At 58.5% G+C, this 22,599-nt stretch carries 21 protein-coding genes and 1 riboswitch; of the genes, 9 read left to right on the top strand and 12 right to left on the bottom strand.

Annotated elements, in window-relative coordinates; all coding sequences use genetic code 11:
* Positions 1-78: 78 nt before the first annotated feature.
* Positions 79-1,185 carry a GTP cyclohydrolase FolE2 gene (folE2, locus tag AC13C8_RS15165; RefSeq protein WP_482848117.1) on the bottom strand — a complete coding sequence of 369 codons (1,107 nt, stop codon included), beginning with the start codon at positions 1,183-1,185 and terminating at the stop codon, positions 79-81.
* A gap of 84 nt (positions 1,186-1,269) precedes the next feature.
* Positions 1,270-2,463 carry an O-succinylhomoserine sulfhydrylase gene (metZ, locus tag AC13C8_RS15170; RefSeq protein ID WP_482848119.1) on the bottom strand — a complete coding sequence of 398 codons (1,194 nt, stop codon included), beginning with the start codon at positions 2,461-2,463 and terminating at the stop codon, positions 1,270-1,272.
* Positions 2,464-2,535: 72 nt separating this feature from the next.
* Positions 2,536-2,614, bottom strand: a riboswitch (SAM riboswitch).
* Between the two features lie 130 nt (positions 2,615-2,744).
* Between metZ and AC13C8_RS15175 the strand changes: the two genes are divergently transcribed.
* A complete protein-coding gene (locus tag AC13C8_RS15175; protein ID WP_482848121.1) occupies positions 2,745-3,446 on the top strand; it encodes a glutathione S-transferase N-terminal domain-containing protein in 702 nt (233 codons plus the stop codon).
* A 20-nt stretch (positions 3,447-3,466) separates the two neighbouring features.
* Here the strand turns inward: AC13C8_RS15175 and AC13C8_RS15180 are convergent, their stop codons facing one another.
* The 5 genes from AC13C8_RS15180 to AC13C8_RS15200 form a co-directional block, all read right to left on the bottom strand.
* Positions 3,467-4,075 (bottom strand): inner membrane-spanning protein YciB, encoded by a 609-nt coding sequence (locus AC13C8_RS15180; protein ID WP_091431371.1) that lies wholly within the window; start codon positions 4,073-4,075, stop codon positions 3,467-3,469.
* A gap of 9 nt (positions 4,076-4,084) precedes the next feature.
* Positions 4,085-4,987, bottom strand: a complete 903-nt coding sequence (locus tag AC13C8_RS15185) for an EamA family transporter (protein ID WP_091431373.1) — start codon at positions 4,985-4,987, stop codon at positions 4,085-4,087.
* A gap of 23 nt (positions 4,988-5,010) precedes the next feature.
* On the bottom strand, positions 5,011-6,450 hold the full coding sequence (gene ftsY / locus AC13C8_RS15190) for a signal recognition particle-docking protein FtsY (protein ID WP_482848123.1): 1,440 nt from the start codon (positions 6,448-6,450) through the stop codon (positions 5,011-5,013).
* Positions 6,451-6,521: 71 nt separating this feature from the next.
* Entirely contained in the window at positions 6,522-7,157 is a 636-nt protein-coding gene (locus AC13C8_RS15195) for a lysoplasmalogenase (protein WP_482848124.1), read from the bottom strand.
* Between the two features lie 128 nt (positions 7,158-7,285).
* Entirely contained in the window at positions 7,286-8,971 is a 1,686-nt protein-coding gene (locus AC13C8_RS15200) for an NAD(P)H-dependent oxidoreductase subunit E (protein WP_482848125.1), read from the bottom strand.
* 151 nt (positions 8,972-9,122) lie between these two features.
* On the opposite strand from AC13C8_RS15200, the gene AC13C8_RS15205 reads away from it, so the two are divergent.
* The 8 genes from AC13C8_RS15205 (at position 9,123) to dtd (ending at position 17,057) form a co-directional block, all read left to right on the top strand.
* Positions 9,123-10,187, top strand: coding sequence for an alkane 1-monooxygenase (locus AC13C8_RS15205; protein WP_482848126.1), 1,065 nt, complete (start codon positions 9,123-9,125; stop codon positions 10,185-10,187).
* A 325-nt stretch (positions 10,188-10,512) separates the two neighbouring features.
* Positions 10,513-11,415: a 5-bromo-4-chloroindolyl phosphate hydrolysis family protein gene (locus AC13C8_RS15210; protein WP_482848128.1), complete on the top strand. Its 903-nt coding sequence runs from the start codon at positions 10,513-10,515 to the stop codon at positions 11,413-11,415.
* 17 nt (positions 11,416-11,432) lie between these two features.
* The gene (locus AC13C8_RS15215) at positions 11,433-12,626 is read left to right on the top strand and encodes a toxic anion resistance protein (protein ID WP_091431383.1); all 1,194 of its coding nucleotides are present in this window, start codon (positions 11,433-11,435) and stop codon (positions 12,624-12,626) included.
* 21 nt (positions 12,627-12,647) lie between these two features.
* A complete protein-coding gene (locus tag AC13C8_RS15220) occupies positions 12,648-13,601 on the top strand; it encodes a DUF2927 domain-containing protein (RefSeq protein WP_482848129.1) in 954 nt (317 codons plus the stop codon).
* A 27-nt stretch (positions 13,602-13,628) separates the two neighbouring features.
* The gene (locus AC13C8_RS15225) at positions 13,629-14,741 is read left to right on the top strand and encodes an SPFH domain-containing protein (RefSeq protein ID WP_482848130.1); all 1,113 of its coding nucleotides are present in this window, start codon (positions 13,629-13,631) and stop codon (positions 14,739-14,741) included.
* A 64-nt stretch (positions 14,742-14,805) separates the two neighbouring features.
* Positions 14,806-15,930: a TFIIB-type zinc ribbon-containing protein gene (locus tag AC13C8_RS15230; RefSeq protein ID WP_482848131.1), complete on the top strand. Its 1,125-nt coding sequence runs from the start codon at positions 14,806-14,808 to the stop codon at positions 15,928-15,930.
* A gap of 9 nt (positions 15,931-15,939) precedes the next feature.
* Entirely contained in the window at positions 15,940-16,623 is a 684-nt protein-coding gene (locus AC13C8_RS15235) for a nitroreductase (RefSeq protein ID WP_482848132.1), read from the top strand.
* Positions 16,620-17,057 carry a D-aminoacyl-tRNA deacylase gene (gene dtd / locus AC13C8_RS15240; protein ID WP_091431392.1) on the top strand — a complete coding sequence of 146 codons (438 nt, stop codon included), beginning with the start codon at positions 16,620-16,622 and terminating at the stop codon, positions 17,055-17,057. Before AC13C8_RS15235 ends, dtd begins: the two co-directional genes overlap by 4 nt.
* A 13-nt stretch (positions 17,058-17,070) precedes the next feature.
* On the opposite strand, the gene AC13C8_RS15245 is transcribed toward dtd, so the two are convergent.
* Genes AC13C8_RS15245 through mreC form a run of 5 tightly spaced genes read right to left on the bottom strand, consistent with a single transcriptional unit; the run spans position 17,071 to position 22,583 of the window.
* Entirely contained in the window at positions 17,071-18,003 is a 933-nt protein-coding gene (locus tag AC13C8_RS15245) for a 2-hydroxyacid dehydrogenase (RefSeq protein ID WP_482848133.1), read from the bottom strand.
* The gene (rodA, locus tag AC13C8_RS15250; protein WP_091431396.1) at positions 18,000-19,148 is read right to left on the bottom strand and encodes a rod shape-determining protein RodA; all 1,149 of its coding nucleotides are present in this window, start codon (positions 19,146-19,148) and stop codon (positions 18,000-18,002) included. Before rodA ends, AC13C8_RS15245 begins: the two co-directional genes overlap by 4 nt.
* Positions 19,145-21,100 (bottom strand): penicillin-binding protein 2, encoded by a 1,956-nt coding sequence (mrdA, locus tag AC13C8_RS15255; RefSeq protein WP_482848135.1) that lies wholly within the window; start codon positions 21,098-21,100, stop codon positions 19,145-19,147. Before mrdA ends, rodA begins: the two co-directional genes overlap by 4 nt.
* Positions 21,097-21,636: a hypothetical protein gene (locus AC13C8_RS15260; protein WP_091431400.1), complete on the bottom strand. Its 540-nt coding sequence runs from the start codon at positions 21,634-21,636 to the stop codon at positions 21,097-21,099. The genes mrdA and AC13C8_RS15260 overlap by 4 nt, the downstream gene beginning before the upstream one ends.
* A complete protein-coding gene (gene mreC / locus AC13C8_RS15265) occupies positions 21,633-22,583 on the bottom strand; it encodes a rod shape-determining protein MreC (RefSeq protein WP_482848137.1) in 951 nt (316 codons plus the stop codon). Before mreC ends, AC13C8_RS15260 begins: the two co-directional genes overlap by 4 nt.
* Positions 22,584-22,599 lie beyond the last annotated feature (16 nt).

Here is a 22,599-nt window from a genome sequence, read left to right on the forward strand (position 1 = left end):
CTCCCTGCATCTAGTTTAGGTCAGCATGATTGACTTTACCATTGCGAAAACCGCAATGCTGCCATGACATGCGCAATCCTAGCCAACGTGAAACAGGGTCGAGAATAGTTTTGGATCAAGGCTTTCGGCTTCAAACGTCTCACCTTCGGTCAGGATCGACACCGCATCATGGCTGTGAAGGCTTTCCTGATGGCTGGCGACAACGCGGAAATCTCCGATACGTGCATCTTTCTGCAAGTGTTCGCAGAACAGGCGCGCGGCGTCCTCGACAAAGATCGGATTTGCTGCATTCAGCTCGGCGAAAGCCTGTTCGTCCTCTCGTTTGACCATCACCTGCGTTTCGGTCGGCACCGCGTTGCGGCAGATATCGATCAGATCCTCGAACCACAGCGTGTGATGCGGCTGATGGATCTTCTCGATTGAAATCCGCGCGACCGACCGTTGCGAGTGTGGCGTTGCCAACTGCCCCCTCATCTGCCGCGCGTGTTCGGACAGTTCCAGCGAACAGGGACAGGTTGAGGAGTAAACATAGTCCAGATGCATGAATTTGCGTCGCTGGTCGCGATGTTCGACCAATTCCAGCGCAATGTCGTAATATTGATAACCGGAAAGGCCAGACCGCAAGCTTTCGACCCGCGCTGGGTAGGAAAAGCGCATCTCAATGCGCGCGTCCAGGCTTTCCAGATCCGTTTTGTAATCATCCAATGCGGCTTCGATCACGTCGAAGCTGAAGGTCTTTTCCGCGTGGGCATAGAAACTGCGCATGATGCGCGACATGTTGATGCCCTTCTTGCCCGCCTCAAGACTGACGGTCCCTGTCACCGAGGTCTCAAGCGTCACGTCTGCGCCGTCGCGGGTGTGATAGCGGATCGGTAGTCGGAAATTCGAGATGCCCACGTGCTGAATATGCCGCTTGGCACCTTGAATAAGACTGGCAGGGCCGTTTTGCAGGTCGGGCATCGTCGCCCTGTAAGCCGCGTCAGGCGTGAAATCGGCCGGATAGTCGCGGTTGAGGTCAGGATAATTCGGCAATTCAGCACCCGGTAAAAGGCGGGCAATCGCCGGGTCCAGCTTTGCGACCTCGACCGGGTCGGCCTTTGCAGCCCAGTCGCGCAACACGTCAAGCGCATCACGCGCTGCGGCTGCGTCAGGGGCGATACCCCCTTTGCGCTTCATCTGGTTCATATCGGACCCTCCGATCCTGTCGCACCCTCATAACATAAGTGTGTGACAAGGATTCTCCAAACACGATGCTCAGGATGCGACCATTCAGGCGGCGTTTAGGGCGGCCATCAGGTCCGCGATCAAATCCTGCGCGTCTTCAAGACCGATGGACAGACGCAAAAGGCCCGGCGTGATGCCCAACAGTGCTTTCTGTTCATCTGGAAGGCGTTGATGCGTGGTGGTCGCTGGGTGGGTCACAATGGATTTCGCATCGCCAAGGTTGTTTGAAATCAAGACAATCTCAAGCGCATTCAGAAAACGAAAAGCGGCTTCTTTTCCCCCCGCCAGTTCCAGGGCCAGAACGGTGCCCGCCCCGCCGATCATCTGACGCTCAGCCAAAGCTTTGTCCGGGTGGCTGTCCAGCAACGGATGAACAACACGGGCCAGTTTTTCATGACCTTCCAAGGCGCTTGCGATCTCGAACGCTGACGCGGCTTGCGCCTTCACGCGCAGTTCCATCGTCTCCAACCCTTTCAGCATGACCCACGCATTGAACGGGCTCATCGCGCCGCCAGTATGCTTCAGGTAGGGTTCAAGCGTTTTGCGGATATAGTCCTGTGTGCCCAGCACGACGCCACCAAGGCACCGCCCTTGCCCGTCCACGTGTTTGGTGGTGGAATAGACAACGACATCGGCACCTTGCTCAATTGCCCGACTAAACACCGGAGTAGCAAAGACGTTGTCCACGACAACCAGCGCGCCAACCTCATGGGCGATCTGGGCAACGCCTTCGATGTCGATCACCTCAAGCGCCGGATTGGACACGCTTTCGAAGAAACAGACTGCTGTGTCGGGGCGCATAGCAGCGCGCCAAGCTTCAAGGTCGGTGCCATCGACCAGCGTCACCTCGACCCCGAACCGCGCAAGAATGTCTTCGAGAACATAGAGGCACGAACCGAACAGCGCCCGCCCGGCAACCACATGGTCCCCGGCTTTCAGAACCGACATCAACGCCCCGTTGACAGCGGCCATGCCCGAGGCGGTCGCAAACGCGTCCTCGGCGCCTTCGAGCGCCGCAATCCGATCTTCGAACATGGCGACGGTCGGGTTGCCATAGCGGGCATAGATAAACTCGTCCCGGCTGCTTTCGATAAAGCGTGCCTCGGCCTGTTCGGCACTGTCGTAAACGAAGCCTTGCGTCAGAAAGATCGCTTCACTGACTTCATTATACTGGCTGCGACGGGTGCCACCATGCACCGCCTTCGTCCGTTTCGACCAGTCCGATTTCGCCTCTGTCATCGCGCGTTCCTTTCGCACAAAAAAACCCCCACCGCATCACGAGCGCCGGGGGTGAATTTGCTGGGCATGTCGCCCGCAAGGTCCCTGACCTCTTTAGCAGAATATTTTACGTGGCCCGCAATCCGGTAAACAAATCGCCACGCGTTAGCCCTAGCGCCCCTTGTGAATTGCGTCAAGTGCACAGCCGCCACCCGCTTGCCCGTTCCTGAAGCCGCAGACCCGTTGCTGTCTTGCCAATCGACCAAAGCCTGTCATCCTGCCCGTAACGAAGGAGAGACGACATGCCCAAACCCATCGAGCTATATTACTGGCCCACTCCGAACGGATGGAAAATATCCATCGCGCTGGAGGAAATGGCGCTGCCTTACGAAGTAAACCTGGTGAATATCGGCGCGGGTGATCAGTTCAAGCCGGACTTTCTGAAAATCGCGCCCAACAACCGGATGCCCGCCATCATTGACCCCGACGGGCCGGACGTTGCGCCGATTTCGATTTTTGAAAGCGGGGCGATCCTGCAATACCTTGCCCGCAAGACTGACACGTTTTACGGCACGACCGAGCGTGAAAGGATTGCGGTGGATCAATGGCTGATGTGGCAAATGGGCGGTTTGGGGCCGATGGCCGGACAGGCGCATCACTTTCTGAAATACGCGCCGTCCATGGATCCGCCCAACGACCTGCCCTATGCCAAGGACCGCTATCGCACCGAGACCGCACGGCTTTACGGCGTGATGGACCGGCAACTTGCCGACAATCGCTTTCTGGCCGGTGACTTCTATTCGATTGCCGACATGGCCTGTTGGGGCTGGGCGTCGTTGTGGGAAGGGCAGGACCAGACGCTGGACGACAAACCCAACCTTGCCCGCTGGCTGGAAGAGGTGGGCGCGCGCCCAGCGGTGCAACGCGGTCGCGCCGTGGCGTCAGACCAACGTGGAAATCTGCAAACCGACAAGAAAGCGCAGGACGTTTTGTTCAAACGATAGGGCGGCACGCCAAGCGGGCGTCAGCTTTCACTGGCGTCCTCGTCTGTCCCGTAACGCTTGAACAGTCCGGCCTGCGTCATGAAAAACGCAAACATCGCCAACGGCAGGCCGAAGGTTTTGAAATTCACCCAAGCGTCGGTGGACATGCTGCGCCAGATCACTTCGTTCGCGATGGCAAGCGCCAGAAAAAACAGGGCCAACCGCTTGGTCAGGATCATCCAGCCTGCGCGCTCCAATGGTAGCGCGCGGTCCATCACGGCCTCAAGATAACTGGTGCCGCGCAGCAGGCCGAAGCCCAGAATACCCGCAAACAGCAGATAGATCATCGTCGGTTTCATTTTGAAGAAGCGTTCATCGTTGAACCAGATCGACATGCCGCCGAAGCCTATCACCAGCACAAGCGTCACGATCTGCATTTTTGACAGGTGTCCGGTAAGCTTCCACATCGCCAAGGTCGCCAGAGCAAGCACCGGGATGAACATCGCCGTTACCGCGACAAAACCCGAATATTCGGTGCCGCCGACCATGAAGCTACGATCTTTCAGAAACGTGTAGGCCACGAAGAACAATATGATTGGTCCATATTCCAACGCTGCCCTCAGGGTCGGGTTTACCTGCTTCTCGGTCATAGTGCCTCCTTATCCGCCCATCTCGACTATCACGGCGCCTGCGGCGATCAAAGCCATCATCGCGACACGACGCGGACCGACCCGTTCTTTCAGCACAAGCCAGCCGATCAGCGCCGCAAAAACGGTCGAGGTTTCGCGCAACACGGCTGCTTCACCGACACTGTCCAGCCGGGTGGCCAGCATGATTGACCCGAAGCTGAAATAGGCAACAAACGCCCCAAGCAAACCCCGCCTCATCAAGGGGCCAAGCGACGGGCGGTTTGACATGTTCCTCCAGCGCAGACCGGCAATGACGGGCATGAAGAACCCGTCGATGAAGAAAAACCACGCAAGGAAGGTGAAGGGGTTGGCTGTGGCGCGGATTCCATAGGCGTCAAACGTCGTATAGGCCGCAACGAACAAGCCAGTCACAACCGCCATGGCGAGCGCCGGCTTCAACTGTGCGCGTCCCAACGGCCAATGCCGCAAGTTATAGGCCGCCAGCGCGAATATACCCGCAACCAAGGTCGCCACCCCAAGCCACTGCACGGTGGTGAAATGTTCGCCAAACAACAGCCCGGCCCCGATCACAGTAAACAAGGGGCCAGTGCCGCGCACCACCGGATAAACGACCGTGTAGGACCCCAGCACATAAGTATAGCTTTGTGCGATCTTGTAGGTGACATGGATTACGAACGCGACGGCAAAGATCGGCCACATATGCGGTTCGGGCCATGGCACGACAAACAAGGCGAAAGGTGCCGCGATCACACCGTATGAAAAATCAATCGCACCGCGTGACAGCCACGGATCATGACGCCCCTTCTGCAACGCCCCGAAGAGCGCGTGAAGAAAAGCGGCAAGCAAGGCGAGCATCAACGCGACCTGTTGACCAGCCTCGGTGCCTTCCAGCGATAGCAGCCAATCGCTCATTCCCGCTCACTCATTACACGTGCCTATTCGGTGATGCCGATCAGGGCACGGGCGAATTCTTCGGGATCGAAAGGAGCCAGGTCGTCGATCTGCTCGCCTACTCCGATCGCGTGTATGGGCAAGGCGAACTTGTCGGCCAATGCGACCAGAACGCCGCCCTTTGCGGTGCCATCAAGCTTCGTCATCACCAACCCGGACACATCGGCAAGTTTCTGAAACGTCCCAACCTGCGACAAGGCATTCTGCCCCGTGGTCGCATCCAGTACCAGAATGGTATTGTGCGGTGCAGTGTCGTCCTTTTTCTTGATAACACGCACGATCTTGGCCAGTTCTTCCATCAGATCGGCACGGTTTTGCAATCGTCCGGCAGTGTCGATCATCAGCAGATCGGCACCGTCCGCCTCGGCCTTGGTCATGGCATCGTACGCAAGTGAGGCGGGGTCCGAGCCTTCGGGCGCGGTCAGGACGGGGACACCGGCGCGGTCCCCCCAGACCTGCAATTGTTCGACCGCCGCGGCGCGGAACGTATCGCCCGCCGCGATCACGACCTTCTTCCCCGCAGCCGTGAACTGGCTTGCCAGTTTGCCGATCGTCGTGGTTTTGCCCGCACCATTCACGCCCACGATCAGCACAACCTGCGGCCGTTTGGAATAGAGCGGCATGGGAACAGCGACGGGTTCCATGATGCGGGTGACTTCGGCGGCCAGAACAGATTTTATTTCGTCCACTGACAATTTCTTTCCGAAATAGCTTTCAGAGATGTTGGCCGTCACACGCATCGCCGTGTCGACGCCCATATCCGAAGTGATCATCAGATCTTCAAGGCTTTCCAACATGTCGTCATCGACGATCCGGCGCACGACGGTCTTGGCCTCTCGTCGTCCGAACATGCGACCCAAAAGGCCGGGTCTTGCGGCGGGATCTGGTGCCACCTCGGCGGCAACATCCAGCGGTGCGGGAGCGGCAGGTGCAGTTGACTCGGGTTCGGGTTCGGGTTCGGGTTCGGGTGAAGCCTCCGCGACCTCTTCCGGCGCTTCAAGGGCCTCTTCAACCATCGCTTCATTGGCCGGTTCTGCCAAGGTTTCGATCACGTCCTCAACTTCATCGAGCTGCTCATTCAGCGATCCGGCGATCCCCTCATCAGGCTCAACCCAAGGCTCCAAAGCCTCCGCAGCCGCCGCCTGTTCGGGCGTCACGTCTGCCATTTCGGCCATGAGAGTTTCATATTCCGCATCCGCCGCGGCTTGATCAAATTCAGGCTCAAGCTCAGGCTCAGGCTCAGGCGCTACATCCGACGCTTCCGACGGGGGCACAAGCGGTGCTGACTTGTCGGCCTTACCGGCATCCACTGGAGCTTCGACCAGTTCTTCTTCGCCACCATCCTCGACAATCGCCTCAAGCCCTTCTTCCAGCTTGGATGACGATTTGAACAGACGTTCCTTGAGTTTCGAGAAAAAAGCCATGTGCGCCCTCTTGATCGCTTACTCTCCACCTAAGCCACATGGGGGACGGATGGAAGGGGGCAGCGTGGCGGTCAGCCTTGTAACCCACCCCAAAGGATCAACGCCTGCCCTGCGATATAGAACGCCCAGACTGCGTATCCGGCCTTAAGCCGATGGTGATGTGTGTCGGACATCCGAAACAGATTGATTGCAAGGATTACGTCCGAGACAATAAACAATCCCGCGCCAACCACGGTCCACCCGAACGGCAATGTCAGCGCGGCCAGCCCCATGGCACCGATAATTACGACATAGATGCGGACGGGCCATTGCAAATGTCCGGTAGGGCTTGCCAGCCACACCTCGGTCGACACCATCAGGGCGACAAGGGCGATTGCAACAACAGGAGCCGTCCAGAACGCATCCCACAACGGCGCACCCGAGACCCCCAGAAAATGCAGAATATAAGCCAGATGCGCCAAGGCAAACGCGGACAATCCATAAAGAAACGGCCCGTTTCCGTCACGCGACAAGCCAAGATCCCCCAACGCGGACAGAAACAGCCCTGCCACAAGGTATGGCCCCATATCTGCAAGATAGGCCGCCAGCGCGAAAGCCAACAGCGGTATGGTCTTGATGGCCGACCGCGGCCAAGACGGCGCGGACGAGGTCAGGGGGAAATATGCCAGGGAAAAACACAGGCCCAACAGGATCGGCAGGTTGCTCATGTCGTCATCCTTGAACGAAGGCCGTTAAGATCGGGTGTTTGCAGAAGACTTACCACGTGCATACTGATGCGCGGCACGGCCACACGGATCAAGTGTGACGTGGGAAGAACACTGCCGCCGAAGGCGCGTCAAATTTCGTCGGGAAAGTGCTTCATGGTCAGCAAAATGGGATTCGGTGCCGCCTGCCCCAACCCGCAGATCGAGGCATCCTGCATCACAGTACAAAGCTCAGTCAGCAAATCCTGATCCCAGCGGTCGGCCTGCATCAGCTTCACCGCTTTTTCGCAGCCCGACCGGCACGGCGTGCATTGACCGCAGCTTTCATCTTCGAAGAACCGCAGCATGTTCAGCGCAGCATCGCGCGCGCTGTCCTGATCCGACAGGACCACAACCGCCGCCGAGCCGATAAACGTATCATGTGGTTGGAGTGTGTCGAAATCCAGCGGGATATCGTCCATCGATGCGGGCAACAAGCCCGAAGACGGACCGCCCGGTTGATAGGCTTTGAAACGATGCCCGCCGGCCATACCGCCGCAGGCGTCAATGACATCACGGATCGTCGATCCAGCGGGTAGCAAATATACACCCGGATTGGCCACACGACCCGAAACAGAATAGCTGCGCAGACCTGAACGCCCGTTCTTTTCCTCTGCGGTCAGAATGTCCCCACCCTCGCGCAGAATGCGGGCCACCCAATGCAGGGTTTCCACGTTATGTACCAGTGTTGGGCGGTCGAATATCCCCACCTGCGCCACGAATGGCGGGCGATGACGCGGCAGGCCGCGCTTGCCTTCGATCGATTCGATCATCGCGCTTTCTTCGCCGCAGATGTAAGCGCCAGCACCCCGGCGCAGGTCGATATAGCCCGGCGCAACCAGCCCTGCGGTTTCCAGCGCAGCGATCTCGCGGCGCAGAACTTCCAACACCGCCGGGTACTCATCACGCATGTAGATGAAGCAGGTTTCAGCCTCGACCGCCCAAGCGGCGATCAACATGCCTTCCAGCATCAGATGCGGTGTGCGTTCCAGATAGTAACGGTCCTTGAACGTTCCCGGCTCGCCTTCGTCGCCATTCACCGCCAGATAGCGGGGGCCGGCATTGGCGCGCACAAAGCCCCACTTCTTGCCCGACGGAAACCCGGCCCCGCCAAGCCCGCGCAGGCCAGCGTCCAGAACATCTTCCTGAACCGCTTCCCAATCGCCATGGGCGCGCAGGTCTTCCAGCTTGGCATAACCTCCAGCGGCGCGATAAGCCGCGAGGTCTTCATAGGCAGGCAGTTTGGCGTGTGTGTCTCCGGCGGCGATGGCGGCGTGAACCTTTTCGGGCGTGGCGTGGTCGATGTGGTTATGGCCCAGCTCCAACACCGGTGCTGTATCGCAGCGCCCCATGCAGGGTGCCCGCACCACGCGCACCTGATCTGCGTCCAATCCGTCTTCCAGCGCACTTTGCAACGCTTCGGCACCTGCCAACTCGCAGGACAGGCTGTCACAGACACGAATGGTCAGTGCTGGCGGAGGCGTTTCACCCTCACGCACCACATCGAAATGGGCATAGAAGCTTGCGACCTCGTAAGCCTCGGCTTGGCCGATCTTCAATTCGTGGGCAAGCGCGCGCAGGTGGGCGGCAGACAGGTGGCCTTGGACATCCTGTATCACGTGCAGAAATTCGATCAGAAGATCGCGGCGCCGCGGGCGGTCGCCCAACAGTGCCTGAACCTCCTCCAGCGCCACAGGATCAATCTGGCGGCCTTTGGGCCTGCGGGGCCCTTTGCCTTTGCCCGATTTCCAGATGCCTTTTTTACCGTCCAGCGCCATTGCGATCCCCAATCATGTCCTGGCCCCACAATAAACAGCGCGCCCAAACCGACGCCATTCAAAAGCGACATAGATGTGGCGGATTGCGTATCCTGGCCGTTTCCACGATATTTCGCGCAAGTCCTCACCTGAGGCCGCAAGCGGAGAACCCATGGCAGGTTTTTTAACACATCCAATGAGAGTTTTCGCGATTGCCAGCCTTACGCCCGTCGTGCTGATCGCGCTGGCAGCACTTTTCGGGGGCTGGTTTGCCGTTGCGGCCCTGACCTATATGACATTGCTGGCCTATGCGCTGGACGCGATCATCGCGCGTATCTCGCCCGCACTGGACGAAGATGAAACAGCCGATGACGCCGATCTTCTGTCGGCCCTGCTTGCGCTTTGCCATTTTGGTTTGTTGGGTCTTGTTGTCTATTCACTTGGTGGTGGGATGCAGCACAGCCTTGTGGCGACCGCCTGCACGTTTCTGGCCACTGGGCTGTTTTTCGGGCAGGTTTCCAACGCGAATGCGCACGAGTTGATCCATCGCAGCAACTGGAAACTGCGCACGCTTGGCAAATGGGTCTATATCACGCTTCTGTTCGGCCACCACAGTTCAGCCCATCCCAAAGTGCACCACCGATGGGTGGCAACGCCCGACGACCCCAACACCGCCGAAGAAGGCGAGAGTTTCTATGACTTTGCGCCGCGCGCCTGGGTTGGATCATTCGTCGCGGGATATGAGATGGAAAAGCAAGACCTTGCACGCAGCCACCGGCGGGAAATGAACCCCTATTACATCTATGTCGCGGGGGCTATCCTGACGATGGGCATCGCCTTGTGGATAGGTGGAATTGGCGGTTTTCTGGCCTATCTTCTGCTGAGTCTTCACGCTCAGATGCAGTTACTGTTGTCAGACTACGTCCAGCATTACGGGCTGTTGCGCGACAAGCGCGCAGACGGCGATTATGTGCCCGTGGACGTGGGTCACAGCTGGAACGCACCGCACTGGTTTTCGTCCCACATGATGTTGAATGCACCGCGCCATTCAGACCACCACGCCCATCCGATGCGGCCTTATCCTGCGTTGACCCTGCCCGATGCGAAACAAGCACCAATGTTGCCCTATTCCCTGCCGATGATGGCGACGATCGCCTTGATCCCGCCGTTGTGGGATCGGGTGATGGGACGCGCCTTGCGCAAGTGGCGCGCTCAATCCGCCCCGTTAGAGGGCTGACCGCAAGCGGTTACATGTCCGGGGAACGATTGGCGCGTTTCCCCGTTGTCATGTTAGCGCACCCATATAAAGTGAGCATCGTCGCACACCAAGGGAACAGGGACCGCTTGATCGAACACCAACCTTCGGCAGCCCAACCAGACCCTTCGGCGGCCTGACGGCATTCCGTCAACAAACCCATAGCGATAGAGAGCATACGACCCTATATTGGCTTTGAAACGGTGACCAGGAAAGGGACCCGATTGTCTGAAACCGGACTACAAAAGACCGCTTTTTTCGTGCTTGTCGCGTTGATCCTCTATGTCTCCATCACAGGGGGCGCGTGATGTCACAGCGTTTTGGCGGAGAGTTCAGCCCGAAATCATCAGATCGGAACTCTGACACACGACCTGATGTCGGACCTGCCGAACGGTCGCCTTATCATGGCAAAACCCGCTCGCGCGCAGGCGGACGGGTCAACCTGTTGTTTCTTGCCCCCATACCGCTGGCTTTTCTGGCGTTCTTCCGCGATCCCGGCGACCTGATCTTGCGATTGTTGGCGTTCGGAGCCTTGATCGCCGCCGCCTGGCTGACGCGCGAAGGCATCCTGGCCCAGGAAGAATATGACGCTCGCAAGATCGCGCGTCGCCCGGCCATTCCGCGCAAGCTGTTCGGCTCGGCGATGACTGGGATCGGCTTGTTTCTGGCAGGCTCGGTGGATGGCATGCCGATCATCGCGGCGGCGCTTGGACTTCTGGGCGTCGGTCTGCACATGTTTTCGTTCGGGTTGGATCCACTGCGCGACAAAGGCATGGAAGATGTGGATGAGTTTCAGACCGACCGTGTTGCCCGAGCCGTCAACGAGGCCGAGAAACATCTGCGCGTCATGAAAGATACCATCGACCGCACCAAGGATCGTCGGCTTGAGGGGCGCGTAGACCGGTTCATCGCAACCGCCCGTGATATGTTTCGCACGATCGAAGACGACCCCCGCGACCTGACCGCTGCACGTAAATACCTGGGTGTATACTTGTTGGGTGCACGTGACGCGACAGCCAAGTTTGTTGACATCTACATGCGCGAGCCCGGTGGCACGGCGCGCGCGGATTATGAAACCCTGCTGGACGATCTGGAAGCCAATTTCGCCGCCCGCACCCGACAATTCCTGAATGACAACCGCACCGACCTTGATGTCGAAATCGAGGTTCTGCGCGAAAGACTGGCGCGCGAAGGCGTGCGAACCGAGTAACTTGTGAGGATTTTCAAATGACCGATACAACCCGCCAGAAGGCCGAAGCAGCCTTGAAGGACATTGAAGACGTGACGGCGGTCGTGCTGCCCGAACCCTCAAGCGCGCTTGTGCCGTTGGAAAAGGCCAACAAGAAAGTCAGCGCCGAGATTGAAAAGCGCATGGCCGAGATCGACATGGAAAACACTCAGTCGATTATCGAGTTTGGGTCGGCGGCTCAGGCCGAGTTGCAGGTCATCAGTCAGGACATGCTGGCCGGCGTGCGCAACAAGGATGTGGGGCCAGCCGGCGACAGCCTGCGCAACATCGTCACTACGATCCGCGGCTTTTCGATCAGCGAGATGGACATGCGTCGCGAACGCAGTTGGTGGGAGAAACTGCTGGGCCGCATGGCACCCGCCGCGAAATTCATGGCGCGCTATGAAGATGTTCAGGGACAGATCGACAAGATCACCGACAATCTTCTAGGTCACGAACATACACTTTTGAAAGACATCAAATCACTCGACAAGCTCTATGAAAAGACGCTGGAGTTTTATGACGAGCTGGCGCTCTATATTTCGGCGGGCGAGGCCAAGCTGGCCGAACTTGATGATACCATCATCCCCGCCAAAGAAGCCGAAGTGGCAGGTGCGCCAGAAGATCAGGGCGTGATCAAAGCGCAGGAATTGCGCGACCTGCGCGCCGCGCGGGATGATCTGGAACGTCGAGTGCATGATCTGAAACTGACCCGTCAGGTGACGATGCAGTCGCTGCCCTCGATCCGTTTGGTGCAGGAAAACGACAAGTCTCTGGTGACGAAGATTAACTCGACCTTGGTGAACACCGTGCCGCTGTGGGAAACCCAGTTGGCGCAGGCAGTGACCATCCAACGGTCCGCCGAAGCTGCGAAGGCCGTGAAATCCGCCACCGACCTGACCAATGAACTACTGACCGCAAATGCCGAGAACCTGCAAGAGGCCAACCGCATGGTGCGCAAGGAAATGGAGCGCGGCGTCTTTGACATTGAAGCCGTGAAATCCGCCAATGCGACACTGATCGCCACAATCGAAGAAAGTCTGGCGATTGCAGATGAGGGCAAGGCGAAACGCGCAGCCGCCGAGGAAGAGTTGATAAAAATGGAAGCCGAGTTGAAAGAAACGCTTGCCGCAGCCACGTCGCGTGGCACGGCATCTGCGCATAACATGGCCAGCTCGGTGCCAGGCGGATAAACGGACTGCGAAAGGGACGGAATGCGGCGAAACGCTTTGACGAAGGCAACCGGAGCGTTGGCAGTGATGCTGGCGCTGTCGGGATGTCAGATGGCCGGTCCCAGCGGGGCGGGCCTGCCCACATCGCCCACACCGAAACCAAGGGCAATCTCGATCCCCGTGGTGCCCAGTGCGGAAAGCGAGGCATTGGCCGCCTATTACACCAGCGTTCAACGCAGCTTGTTGACGCAGGGCCTGTTGCGCACCGACGGGGGCGGCGCTGATGTGCCGTTCAGCGCGGCCATGCTTGCGCGTAATTTCGAGCGTATCGCGTTCTTTCAGGAATATTCGTCAGCCGGCGGACGCCTGATCGCACGTGAAAATGCATCGCGCCTGACGCGGTGGGAAAAACCGGTGCGGGTGTCTCTACAGTTTGGATTGTCCACACCGGACGAGCAAAAGGCACAAGATCGGGCCACTCTGTCCAGATACGTGCGCAGACTGGCCCGGATCACCGGCCACCCGATCAGCATGACCAATGGAGATGGAAATTTTCACGTCTATATTCTGAACGAGGATGAGCGCAAAGCCTTCGGGCCGGAACTGCGCCGGGTGGTTCCCGGGATCAGTGCGCTTAGCCAACGTGCGGTGATCGACATGCCGCGTGATACCTATTGTCTCGTTTTTGGGCGTGACCCGGCCAATAATGGCCAGTTCGAGCAAGCGGTAGCCGTGATCCGCAGCGAACACCCGGATCTGATGCGAACCTCCTGCATCCATGAAGAAGTTGCTCAAGGGTTGGGTCTATCCAATGACAGCCCGATGGCCCGCCCGTCGATCTTCAATGATGACGAGGAATTCGGTCTTCTGACCACGCATGACGAAAACCTGCTTCGTATGCTTTATGATGATCGGTTGCGACCGAACATGACGGCGGACGAGGCTCGCCCAATCATCAAACAAATTGCCGCCGAATTGACCGGCGGCGCAGTATGACCGACACCCCAGGGAGGGAGCGTAACAATGGGAATTCTTGATTTTCTGACCGGCGAATTTATCGACGTTATTCATTGGGTGGATGACACCCGCGACACCATGGTCTGGCGGTTCGAACGTGAAGACCACGAGATCAAATATGGTGCGAAACTGACGGTGCGCGAAGGGCAAGCCGCCGTATTTGTCCACGAAGGCCAGTTGGCCGACGTGTTCACACCGGGACTTTACATGTTGGAAACCAACAACATGCCGATCCTGACCACGATCAGCAACTGGGACCACGGGTTCAAATCGCCCTTCAAGTCCGAGGTCTATTTCGTCAACACGACCAGATTCAACGACCTGAAATGGGGCACGAAGAACCCGATCATGTTGCGTGACCCAGAATTCGGGCCGACGCGCATCCGTGCCTTCGGCACCTACAGTGTTCGCGTCTCGGACCCGGCGAAGTTTCTGGTTGAAATCGTGGGCACAGACGGCGAATTCACGATGGACGAGATCAGCTTTCAGATCCGCAACATCATCGTGCAAGCCTTCAGCCGCGTGATTGCGGGTTCGGGCATCCCAGTGCTGGACATGGCCGCAAACACGGCTGATCTGGGTAAACTTATCGCCGCCGAAATTTCGGGGATCATCGCCGAATATGGCCTGATCATCCCAGAATTCTACATCGAAAACATCTCTCTTCCCCCAGCGGTCGAGGCCGCCTTGGACAAGCGCACCTCGATGGGTGTGGCTGGCGATCTGGGCGCGTTCACACAGTATTCCGCCGCCGAAGCCATGACTGCCGCCGCGCAGAACCCCAGCGGCGGCGGCATGGGCGCGGGGCTTGGTGTGGGAATGGGTATGGCAATGGCTGGACAGATGGCACAGGCCGGTCCTTGGGGGGCTGCTCCCGCGGCAACCGCCCCTCAAGCGCCTCCACCGCCACCGGTCGAGCGTGTCTGGCATGTTGCGGAAAATGGCGAAACCAAGGGGCCATTTTCCAAGGCTGCATTGGGCCGCATGTCTGCTTCCGGTGGTCTGACACGCGACACCCATGTCTGGACCCCCGGTCAGGATGGTTGGAAACGGGCTGAAGACGTTTCAGAGCTGGCCCAGTTGTTCACCGTTCTGCCACCCCCCGCTCCGGGCGCTTGATCGCTTTGGGCGACCCTAGTGCCGCCCGACCCTTTCCACTGCCTGAGATACGAGGCTGACCCGGATGGCCAATCCGCGCGAAGACACAGAAGACCCCCAAGCGCCATTGGAAGAATATCGCTTCCCCTGCAATCAATGCGGGGCAGATCTGCGCTTCGATCCAGAACGCAACTTGCTGACCTGCGATTACTGTGGTGCTGAACAGGCGATTGATGATCGTCCGCAAGCCGTCGCGGTCATTCGCGAACTGGATCTGAAACGTGCGCTGTCCGAACAACTGCCTGAATCAGAGATAGAGGTCACACGCGTCTTGACCTGTCCGAACTGTGCAGCGTTGATCGAGTTCGACGGAAAGACTCACGCCTCGGAATGCCCATTCTGCGCCACGCCGATTGTCACCGACACAGGCGCGCATCGGCGGATTAAGCCCAAGGGTCTTGCCCCGTTTGAGCTCAAGGAACGCGATGCGCATAAGGCGATGACCAAATGGCTGGGGCGGTTGTGGTTTGCACCCAACGGCCTGCGTGAATACGCTCGAAAGGGGCGCCGCATGTCCGGGATCTATGTCCCCTATTGGACCTATGACGCCGACACGCGCACGACCTATAGCGGTCAACGCGGAACGGTGCATGACCGCGTTCGAACGGTGTCGATCAATGGCAAACGACGTCAGCAGCGCTCGCAAACCGTCAGGTGGCGCCCGGTGTCCGGGCGGGTCGCGCGGTTCTTCGATGATGTTGTTGTGCTGGCGTCACGCGGATTGCCGAAAAAATACACCGATGCGCTGGAACCATGGGACCTGTCGCGGCTTGAACCTTACCGACCCGAATATCTGGCCGGGTTTCAGGCCGAGGGCTACACCGTCGATCTGGAGCAGGGCTTTTCCGAAGCCCGCGATTATATGAACCGGATCATCCTGCGGGATGTTAAATTCGACATTGGAGGGGACCGCCAGCGCGTCACCTCCATGGATACAAAGATGTCAGACGTGACTTTCAAACACATTCTGCTGCCGGTCTGGCTCGCCGCCTACAAGTATCGCGGCAAGACCTATCGGTTCGTGGTGAATGGGCAAAACGGGCGCGTGCAAGGTGAACGGCCCTACTCCGCGTGGAAGATCACTTTCGCTGTAATTTTGGGGCTGATTGTGGCGGCAACAATCGGTTATCTATCGGCCCAAAGCCAATAGGACCCCACAATGCAATATGAAGATTTTACGGCGCTTCTTGGCACCCGACATTCCTGCCGCGCATTTCGGTCCGATCCGGTGCGTGACGAGACGATCACCCAAATCCTGACCGCCGCGCAAAAAGTGCCAAGCTGGTGCAACGCGCAGCCATGGCAGGTCGATGTCACACTGGGCGCTGAAACAGATCGTCTGCGCACTGCACTTTATAGCCACGCGATGACTGCCGCCCAAACCCCCGACATTCCTTGGCCCAGCGCCTATACCGGTGTGCATCAGTCCCGGCGCAAGACCTGCGGCTTGCAGCTTTATGAAAGCGTTGGCGTTGCGCGGGGCGATCGGGCGGCATCGGCCCAACAGATGATGGAAAACTTCCGACTGTTCGGCGCGCCCTGCTTTGCCTTGCTGACCGCCCCGGCCGAGCTTGGCTCCTATGCCTTTCTGGACTGCGGCGGGTTCATTACGGGCTTCACACTGGCGGCCACATCGCTTGGCATCGCCTCGATCCCGCAAGCCGCCGTCGCAGCCTATGCGCCTTTTCTGCGCAACTGGTTCGGTCTGGCGGAAGATCGCATCATCCTGTGCGGGATATCCTTCGGCTATGCCGATGAAACGCACCCCGCGAACGATTTTCGCACCACGCGCGCGCCGCTGGATGAATGGGTGCGCCGGCATGGAGAGGAAAACCAAGCATGAGAACCTTGATCCAACGCGTCAGCCAAGCCGCCGTCCATGTCGATGACGAACAGATTGGACAGACCGGGCCGGGTCTGCTCATCCTTGTTTGCGCGATGGAGGGCGACAGCGACGCCAATGCCGATGCGCTGGCCGCCAAGATCGCGAAACTGCGCATTTTCAAGGATGATGCGGGTAAGATGAATCGCTCGTTGCTTGATACCGGAGGTGGCGCGTTGGTGGTCAGCCAGTTCACGCTGGCCGCTGACACATCGCGTGGCAACCGTCCGGGCTTTTCCACCGCCGCGATCCCCGCCGAAGGGGAACGGCTGTATGATCACTTCGCGGATGCCCTGCGCCAGCTTGGGATTTCGACCGAGCAGGGACGCTTCGGGGCGGATATGAAAGTCTCGCTGGTGAACGACGGACCGGTGACGATCTGGATGGACATCTAGGCGACAGACCCAATCAATACCCGGCACCCCGATCAACCACGTGCAACAGCGGCTCACCTGCCTCGCCCCGTCGGATGTTTTCCGCAATGACCCGCGCCGCTGAGGTCGGGCGGGTATCTGCCGCGATATGCGGTGTGACCGTCACCTTGGGATGCGCCCAATAGGGATCATCATCGGGCAAGGGTTCAACCCGGAACACATCAAGGGTGGCATGACCAACCTGCCCGCTGTCCAGCGCGGCCAACAATGCCTGATCGTCGATCAACGGCCCCCGCCCCGGATTTATGATCACGGCGCCCGTCGGCAACCAACCCAGACGCTCGGCATTCAAGATGTTCTTGGTGGCCGATGTCCTGGGCAGCAGAAGGACAACGATTTCGGCACGGGACAGCACGTCGCGCAACCCGTCGTCCCCGCTGTGGCAGTCAATGCCAGCGATGTCTTTCTGGTTTCGGCTCCAGCCGCAGACATTGAAGTTCAGCGCCCGCAGCGACTGCGCGACAGCTGCCCCCAAGGCCCCAAGGCCCAGAACAGTGATCGTCCTATCACGCGCCAAAGGTGGGGCGGGCTGATACCAGATTGGGTCGGTTCTGTGAATATACTGATCCATCCCAAGATGGTGGCGCAGCACATGGCCCGTGACCCACTCGGTCATCCCTTCGGTTAACCCGTCATCGACCATCCGGGTATAGGGTTGCGTCAAAGTCGGGTTGCCCACCACCTTTTCAACGCCCGCCCACAGGCCAAGCACGGCTTTAGTGCGCGTGAAAGATCGGAAATCCTGCACCGGACCGTTCGGGGCATGGACGATATAATCCACATCCTCAGGGGTGATGTCGCGCGACAAGTGGGCGGAGATACCATGCTCATCCAGCGCTTTGCTCAGTTCGAAGTCATAGACCGGCCAAAGTTTGGGATTGCCGGCGTAGAGGACATTGATGCTCACCGTTTCTGCCTCGCCCTGTGGACATGTGCGCTTTGAACCAGTCCAAAGCCCACGAGCAGAACCAGCATCGCCGAACCACCATAGCTGACCAGCGGCAACGGCACACCCACAACAGGTGCCAGCCCCATCACCATCGACATGTTCACCGCAAAGAACAGAAAGAACGTGACCGCCACGCCCAATATCAAAAGCGAACTGAACCGATCCTTGTTTTGCAGAGCCGCGGCGATACAAAATGCCAGGATCAGAACATAGAGCGCCAGCAGGGATACACCGCCGATGAAGCCCAGCTCTTCTGCGAGGGTGGTAAAGATGAAATCTGTCTGCTTTTCCGGCAGGAAGTTCAACCGTGATTGCGTGCCTTGCATGAAGCCCCGACCAGTCCACCCCCCCGACCCCAGCGCGATCTTCGACTGGGTGATGTGATACCCCGCCCCCAGCGGGTCGGTTGACGGGTCCAGAAAGGTATCAATGCGGCGGTATTGATAGTCCTTCAACAACTGCCAATCCGTGCCGCGTGACATGAACACAGTTGTCACCAGCCCAATTCCCGCCGCCATCACCACGCCGAAATACCACAGGCTGACACCGGCCAGAAACATGATCGCACCGCCGCCCACAAGCAAAAGGATCGACGTGCCAAGGTCCGGTTGCTTCAGAACCAACGCGGTCGGCAACAGGATCAGGATGATCGGCAACAGCACCCAGAACGGGCGCGAGACCTTCTTGATATCAAGCCAGTCGTAATAGGCGGCAAGGATCATCACCATGGTGATTTTCGACAACTCGGATGGCTGCAATCGAATGAATCCCAAATCTATCCAACGCTGCGCCCCCATACCGGTCGAGCCGACAAACTCGACAAGGACCAACAGGACCAGCGATATGATATATCCCAGCCCTGCCATGTTGCGCCAAAACCAGATCGGCACCATCGCGACGGCAAACATCAGCGACATACCAAGGGCGAACCGTTTCATCTGTGCCGAAGCCCACGGCTCCATGCTGCCCCCGGCCACGGAATAGAGCATCAGGAATCCCACGCAGGCCGCTGCTGTCAGAAGCAGGACGAGAAACCAGTTGATGTAAAGCACCTTCCGCAAACCGGTTGGCACGTATTTTACGTTATACTCCAGATAACTCATGCCTGATCGTTCCGGTCAGCAAAGCGTTCGGCAGGGGGGCGGCTCAGCAATTCTTCTATCTCGCGCTGACGCGATCGAATGGTGCCACGTTGGCTGGAGGGATAGGCTTCAATCGGCGGTTCGCCCTCGTAAATGGTTTGCAGCAGAATATCGCGCGCGATCGGGGCGGCGACCGTTGATCCGCCACCGCCATGCTCCACCACCACAGATACCGCGTATCGCGGTGCTTCTGCCGGCGCATAGCAGACAAACAGCGCGTGGTCGCGCCGGTTCCACGGCAAGTCTTCGTTGCGGGTCACACCGCGCGCGCGTTCTGCTTTGGTGATATTACGCACTTGGCTGGTGCCGGTCTTGCCGGACATGCGAAGACCTTCGGCTACGATCCTGGAGCGCCCAGCCGTGCCACGTTTGGCATTCACAACCTCGTACATCCCTTGCCGGACGATCTCCAGATTGGCTTGTCCGATGCCCAGCGGTCCATCGTTCAGGATCGGCTGCTCCACCCCGTTGATCGCGCGCACCAGCCGTGCGGAAATGGCTTGACCAGTCGCAACCCGCGCCGTCATCACGGCCAGTTGCAGCGGCGATGTCAACACGAAGCCTTGTCCGATCCCCGCATTCAGGCTGTCGCCTATCACCCATTCGGCGCTGCGGGCTTCTCTTTTCCATGCCTTGTCCGGAATCAAACCATCCGCGACTGCGGACAGTGGCAGATCAGGCTGCTCGCCCAGACCGAAACGTCGGGCCATCGCGGCGATCTTGTCAATCCCCACCCGTTGCGCGATCTCATAGTAGTAGACGTCGCAGCTTTCACGCAGGCCTTTCACCAAATCGACCTTGCCGTGCCCAGCCCGTTTCCAGCAATGAAACCGTCGATTGCGAACTTCAATATACCCGATACATTTTACGATTTCATCGACCCCAATCACGCCTTCTTCCAGCGCGGCCAATGCCGTCATCATTTTGAATGTCGATCCCGGCGGATAGGTGCCTTGTGCCGGTTTTGCCGCAAGCGGGCGGTAAGGGTCGTCCAGCAGCGCCTTGTAATCCGGTCCCGAAATGCCCCGGACGAATTTATTTGGGTCAAAGGACGGGGTCGATCCGATGGCCAATATATCGCCGGTTTGCGTGTCCATGACCACCGCCGCCGCGCTCTCACCTGCCATCCGCGCCTGAACATAGGCTTGAAGATCCGCATCGATGGTTAACTGGATATTGTCGCCCGCCTGCCCATCTTCCCGGCCGAGTTCGCGCATTTCACGCCCGACTGCGTTGACCTCGACTTCGCGCGTGCCGGCTGAGCCGCGCAGAGACAGTTCCAGCTTCGCCTCAACCCCGCTTTTACCTATCTGAAAACGCGGAATTTGCAGAAGCGGGTCCGGGTCTTCCAGTTTGCCAAGATCATAGTCGGACACCGGACCGACATAGCCGACCACATGTGCGAAATCGGAGGCTCGGGGATAAATACGCGACAATCCGACCTCGGGCGTGATTCCTGGCAACACGGGCGCATTGATCGCAACTTCGGCAACATCTTCCCAGGCCACACGATCCGCCACCGTGACCGGCACAAATGAACTGCGCCGCTTCATCTCGGACAGGATACGTGCAATCTCTTCATCCTCGATCCAGACGATCTTGCGCAACCGTTTCAAAACCTTGGCAGGATCACCGGCGTCTTCGCGCACCAGGACGATGCGATAGTTCTGCTCGTTGCCCGCGATCAGCTTTCCATTCCGGTCATGGATCATGCCACGGGCGGGCGGGATCAGTTGAAACTTGATGCGGTTTTCTTCTGCAAGTGTGCGATATTCTTCGGTCTGATCGACCTGCATGAACCGCATTCGACCCACCAGCAAGGCAGCGAAAGATACTTGCAATCCGCCAAGAAAAAGACCTCGACGGGTGATGCCGCGCGCGCTTTTCTCGGTATCAATTGGCGATCGTTTCATGACGTTTGCCTTGTAATTGCATCATCACCGGGTTGCAGTTTTTCAACGCCCAGCAGAAAGACCGATACAAAGACCACCAGCGGATAGGCCCCCGTCGTCGAAATCAACTGCATCAGTTCTCGGCCAAGTGGCACCTGATCAACAAAGAACACCGCCAACAAGACTCGCTGCCCGATCAGCATGGCGAACAGCGTCATCGCGACCAGCCCCCATTCGACAAGGAATGGCTGTTCGCGCAGACCGGATTCGCGGCGCCTCAGGAACTCGGACCCTGCAACAACCATCAAAGGCCAAACGCCAGGCACACGCAACAGTAACATGTCCATCAGAAAAAACAGGATCGCAACCAGAAGGACCGGCACATAATCCGGACGGCGCAGCACCCATGCGAAGGTGAAAGCCAACAGGATGTCTGGGCCGGGAAAGCGCCCCGGCGTAAGGTCGATCGGCAAAAGACGGGCGAACAGCACAACCGCCGCGATAGCGGCAAGTGCCATCGAGAACAGCCAACGCATGAGGGTAAGGTGGTCCGTCATCCGTCGGCTCCTTCCGCCGAGGACGTATCGGATTGCGCGTCGGGTTCCAGGTCATCAATGATCGTTTCTGGCAGCGGGGGAAGCGCAGGCGTCGAGACGATCAAAGCCCCGTCATCATCCACTTTTTCGCCGGGGTGACTGCGTAGAACCCGCAGAAACTCCAACCGCTCATAATCGGCGGAAAGACGGACACGCAAACGACGGTCAGTGCCCATGGCGACGTGCCCCACCAAAAGCCCCGCCGGGAAAACCCCTCCGTCACCTGACGAGACAACACGGTCGCCAGGGCGCACTTTTTCCGGCGCTTCAAGGAAATCAATCGGTGGCGCGACCGAGTTGTCGCCCACCAGCAAGGCCGTCTGTCCCGAAGGTTGAACCATGATCGGCACACGGCTGTTGCTGTCAGTCAGAAGAATGACACGGCTTGTTTTCTGACCGACACCCGAGATACGGCCCGCCAAGCCCAGACCGTCCGTGGTGGCCCAGCCGTCAATTATCCCGTCGCGCGCCCCGATGTTCAGAAGCACCGATTGCCGGAACGGCGACCCGCTATCGGTCAACACGACGCCGGTTACATAGGACAGTTGCGCATCCAGCCTGACATTGTTCAGGTTCAGAAGTTGCGCGTTCTCCTGTTCCAGTTGAAGCGCGGCCTCTTTCCAGGCTTTCATCTGCTGCAATTCGCGGCGCAATTCCTGATTTTGTTCATAGATACGTTGGTAGGACTGAAAATCCTCGACCATACCCACAAGTTTCGTGACGGGCACCAAGGCCCAATCGAAACTGGGCACCACACGATCCACCAGATTGGCGCGAAACCGTTCCACGCGTGGACTGTCGATGCGCCAGACAAGGAAGACCAAAAACAGACAAACCATCAGAATCCCGACCATAAGCCTGCGCAGCGGGCGGGCATAGATGTCGCTCTGATTGCTCTTTTTTGCCAAGATGGCCTCCGGTCAC

Source organism: Aliiroseovarius sp. B-4 (assembly GCF_056857795.1).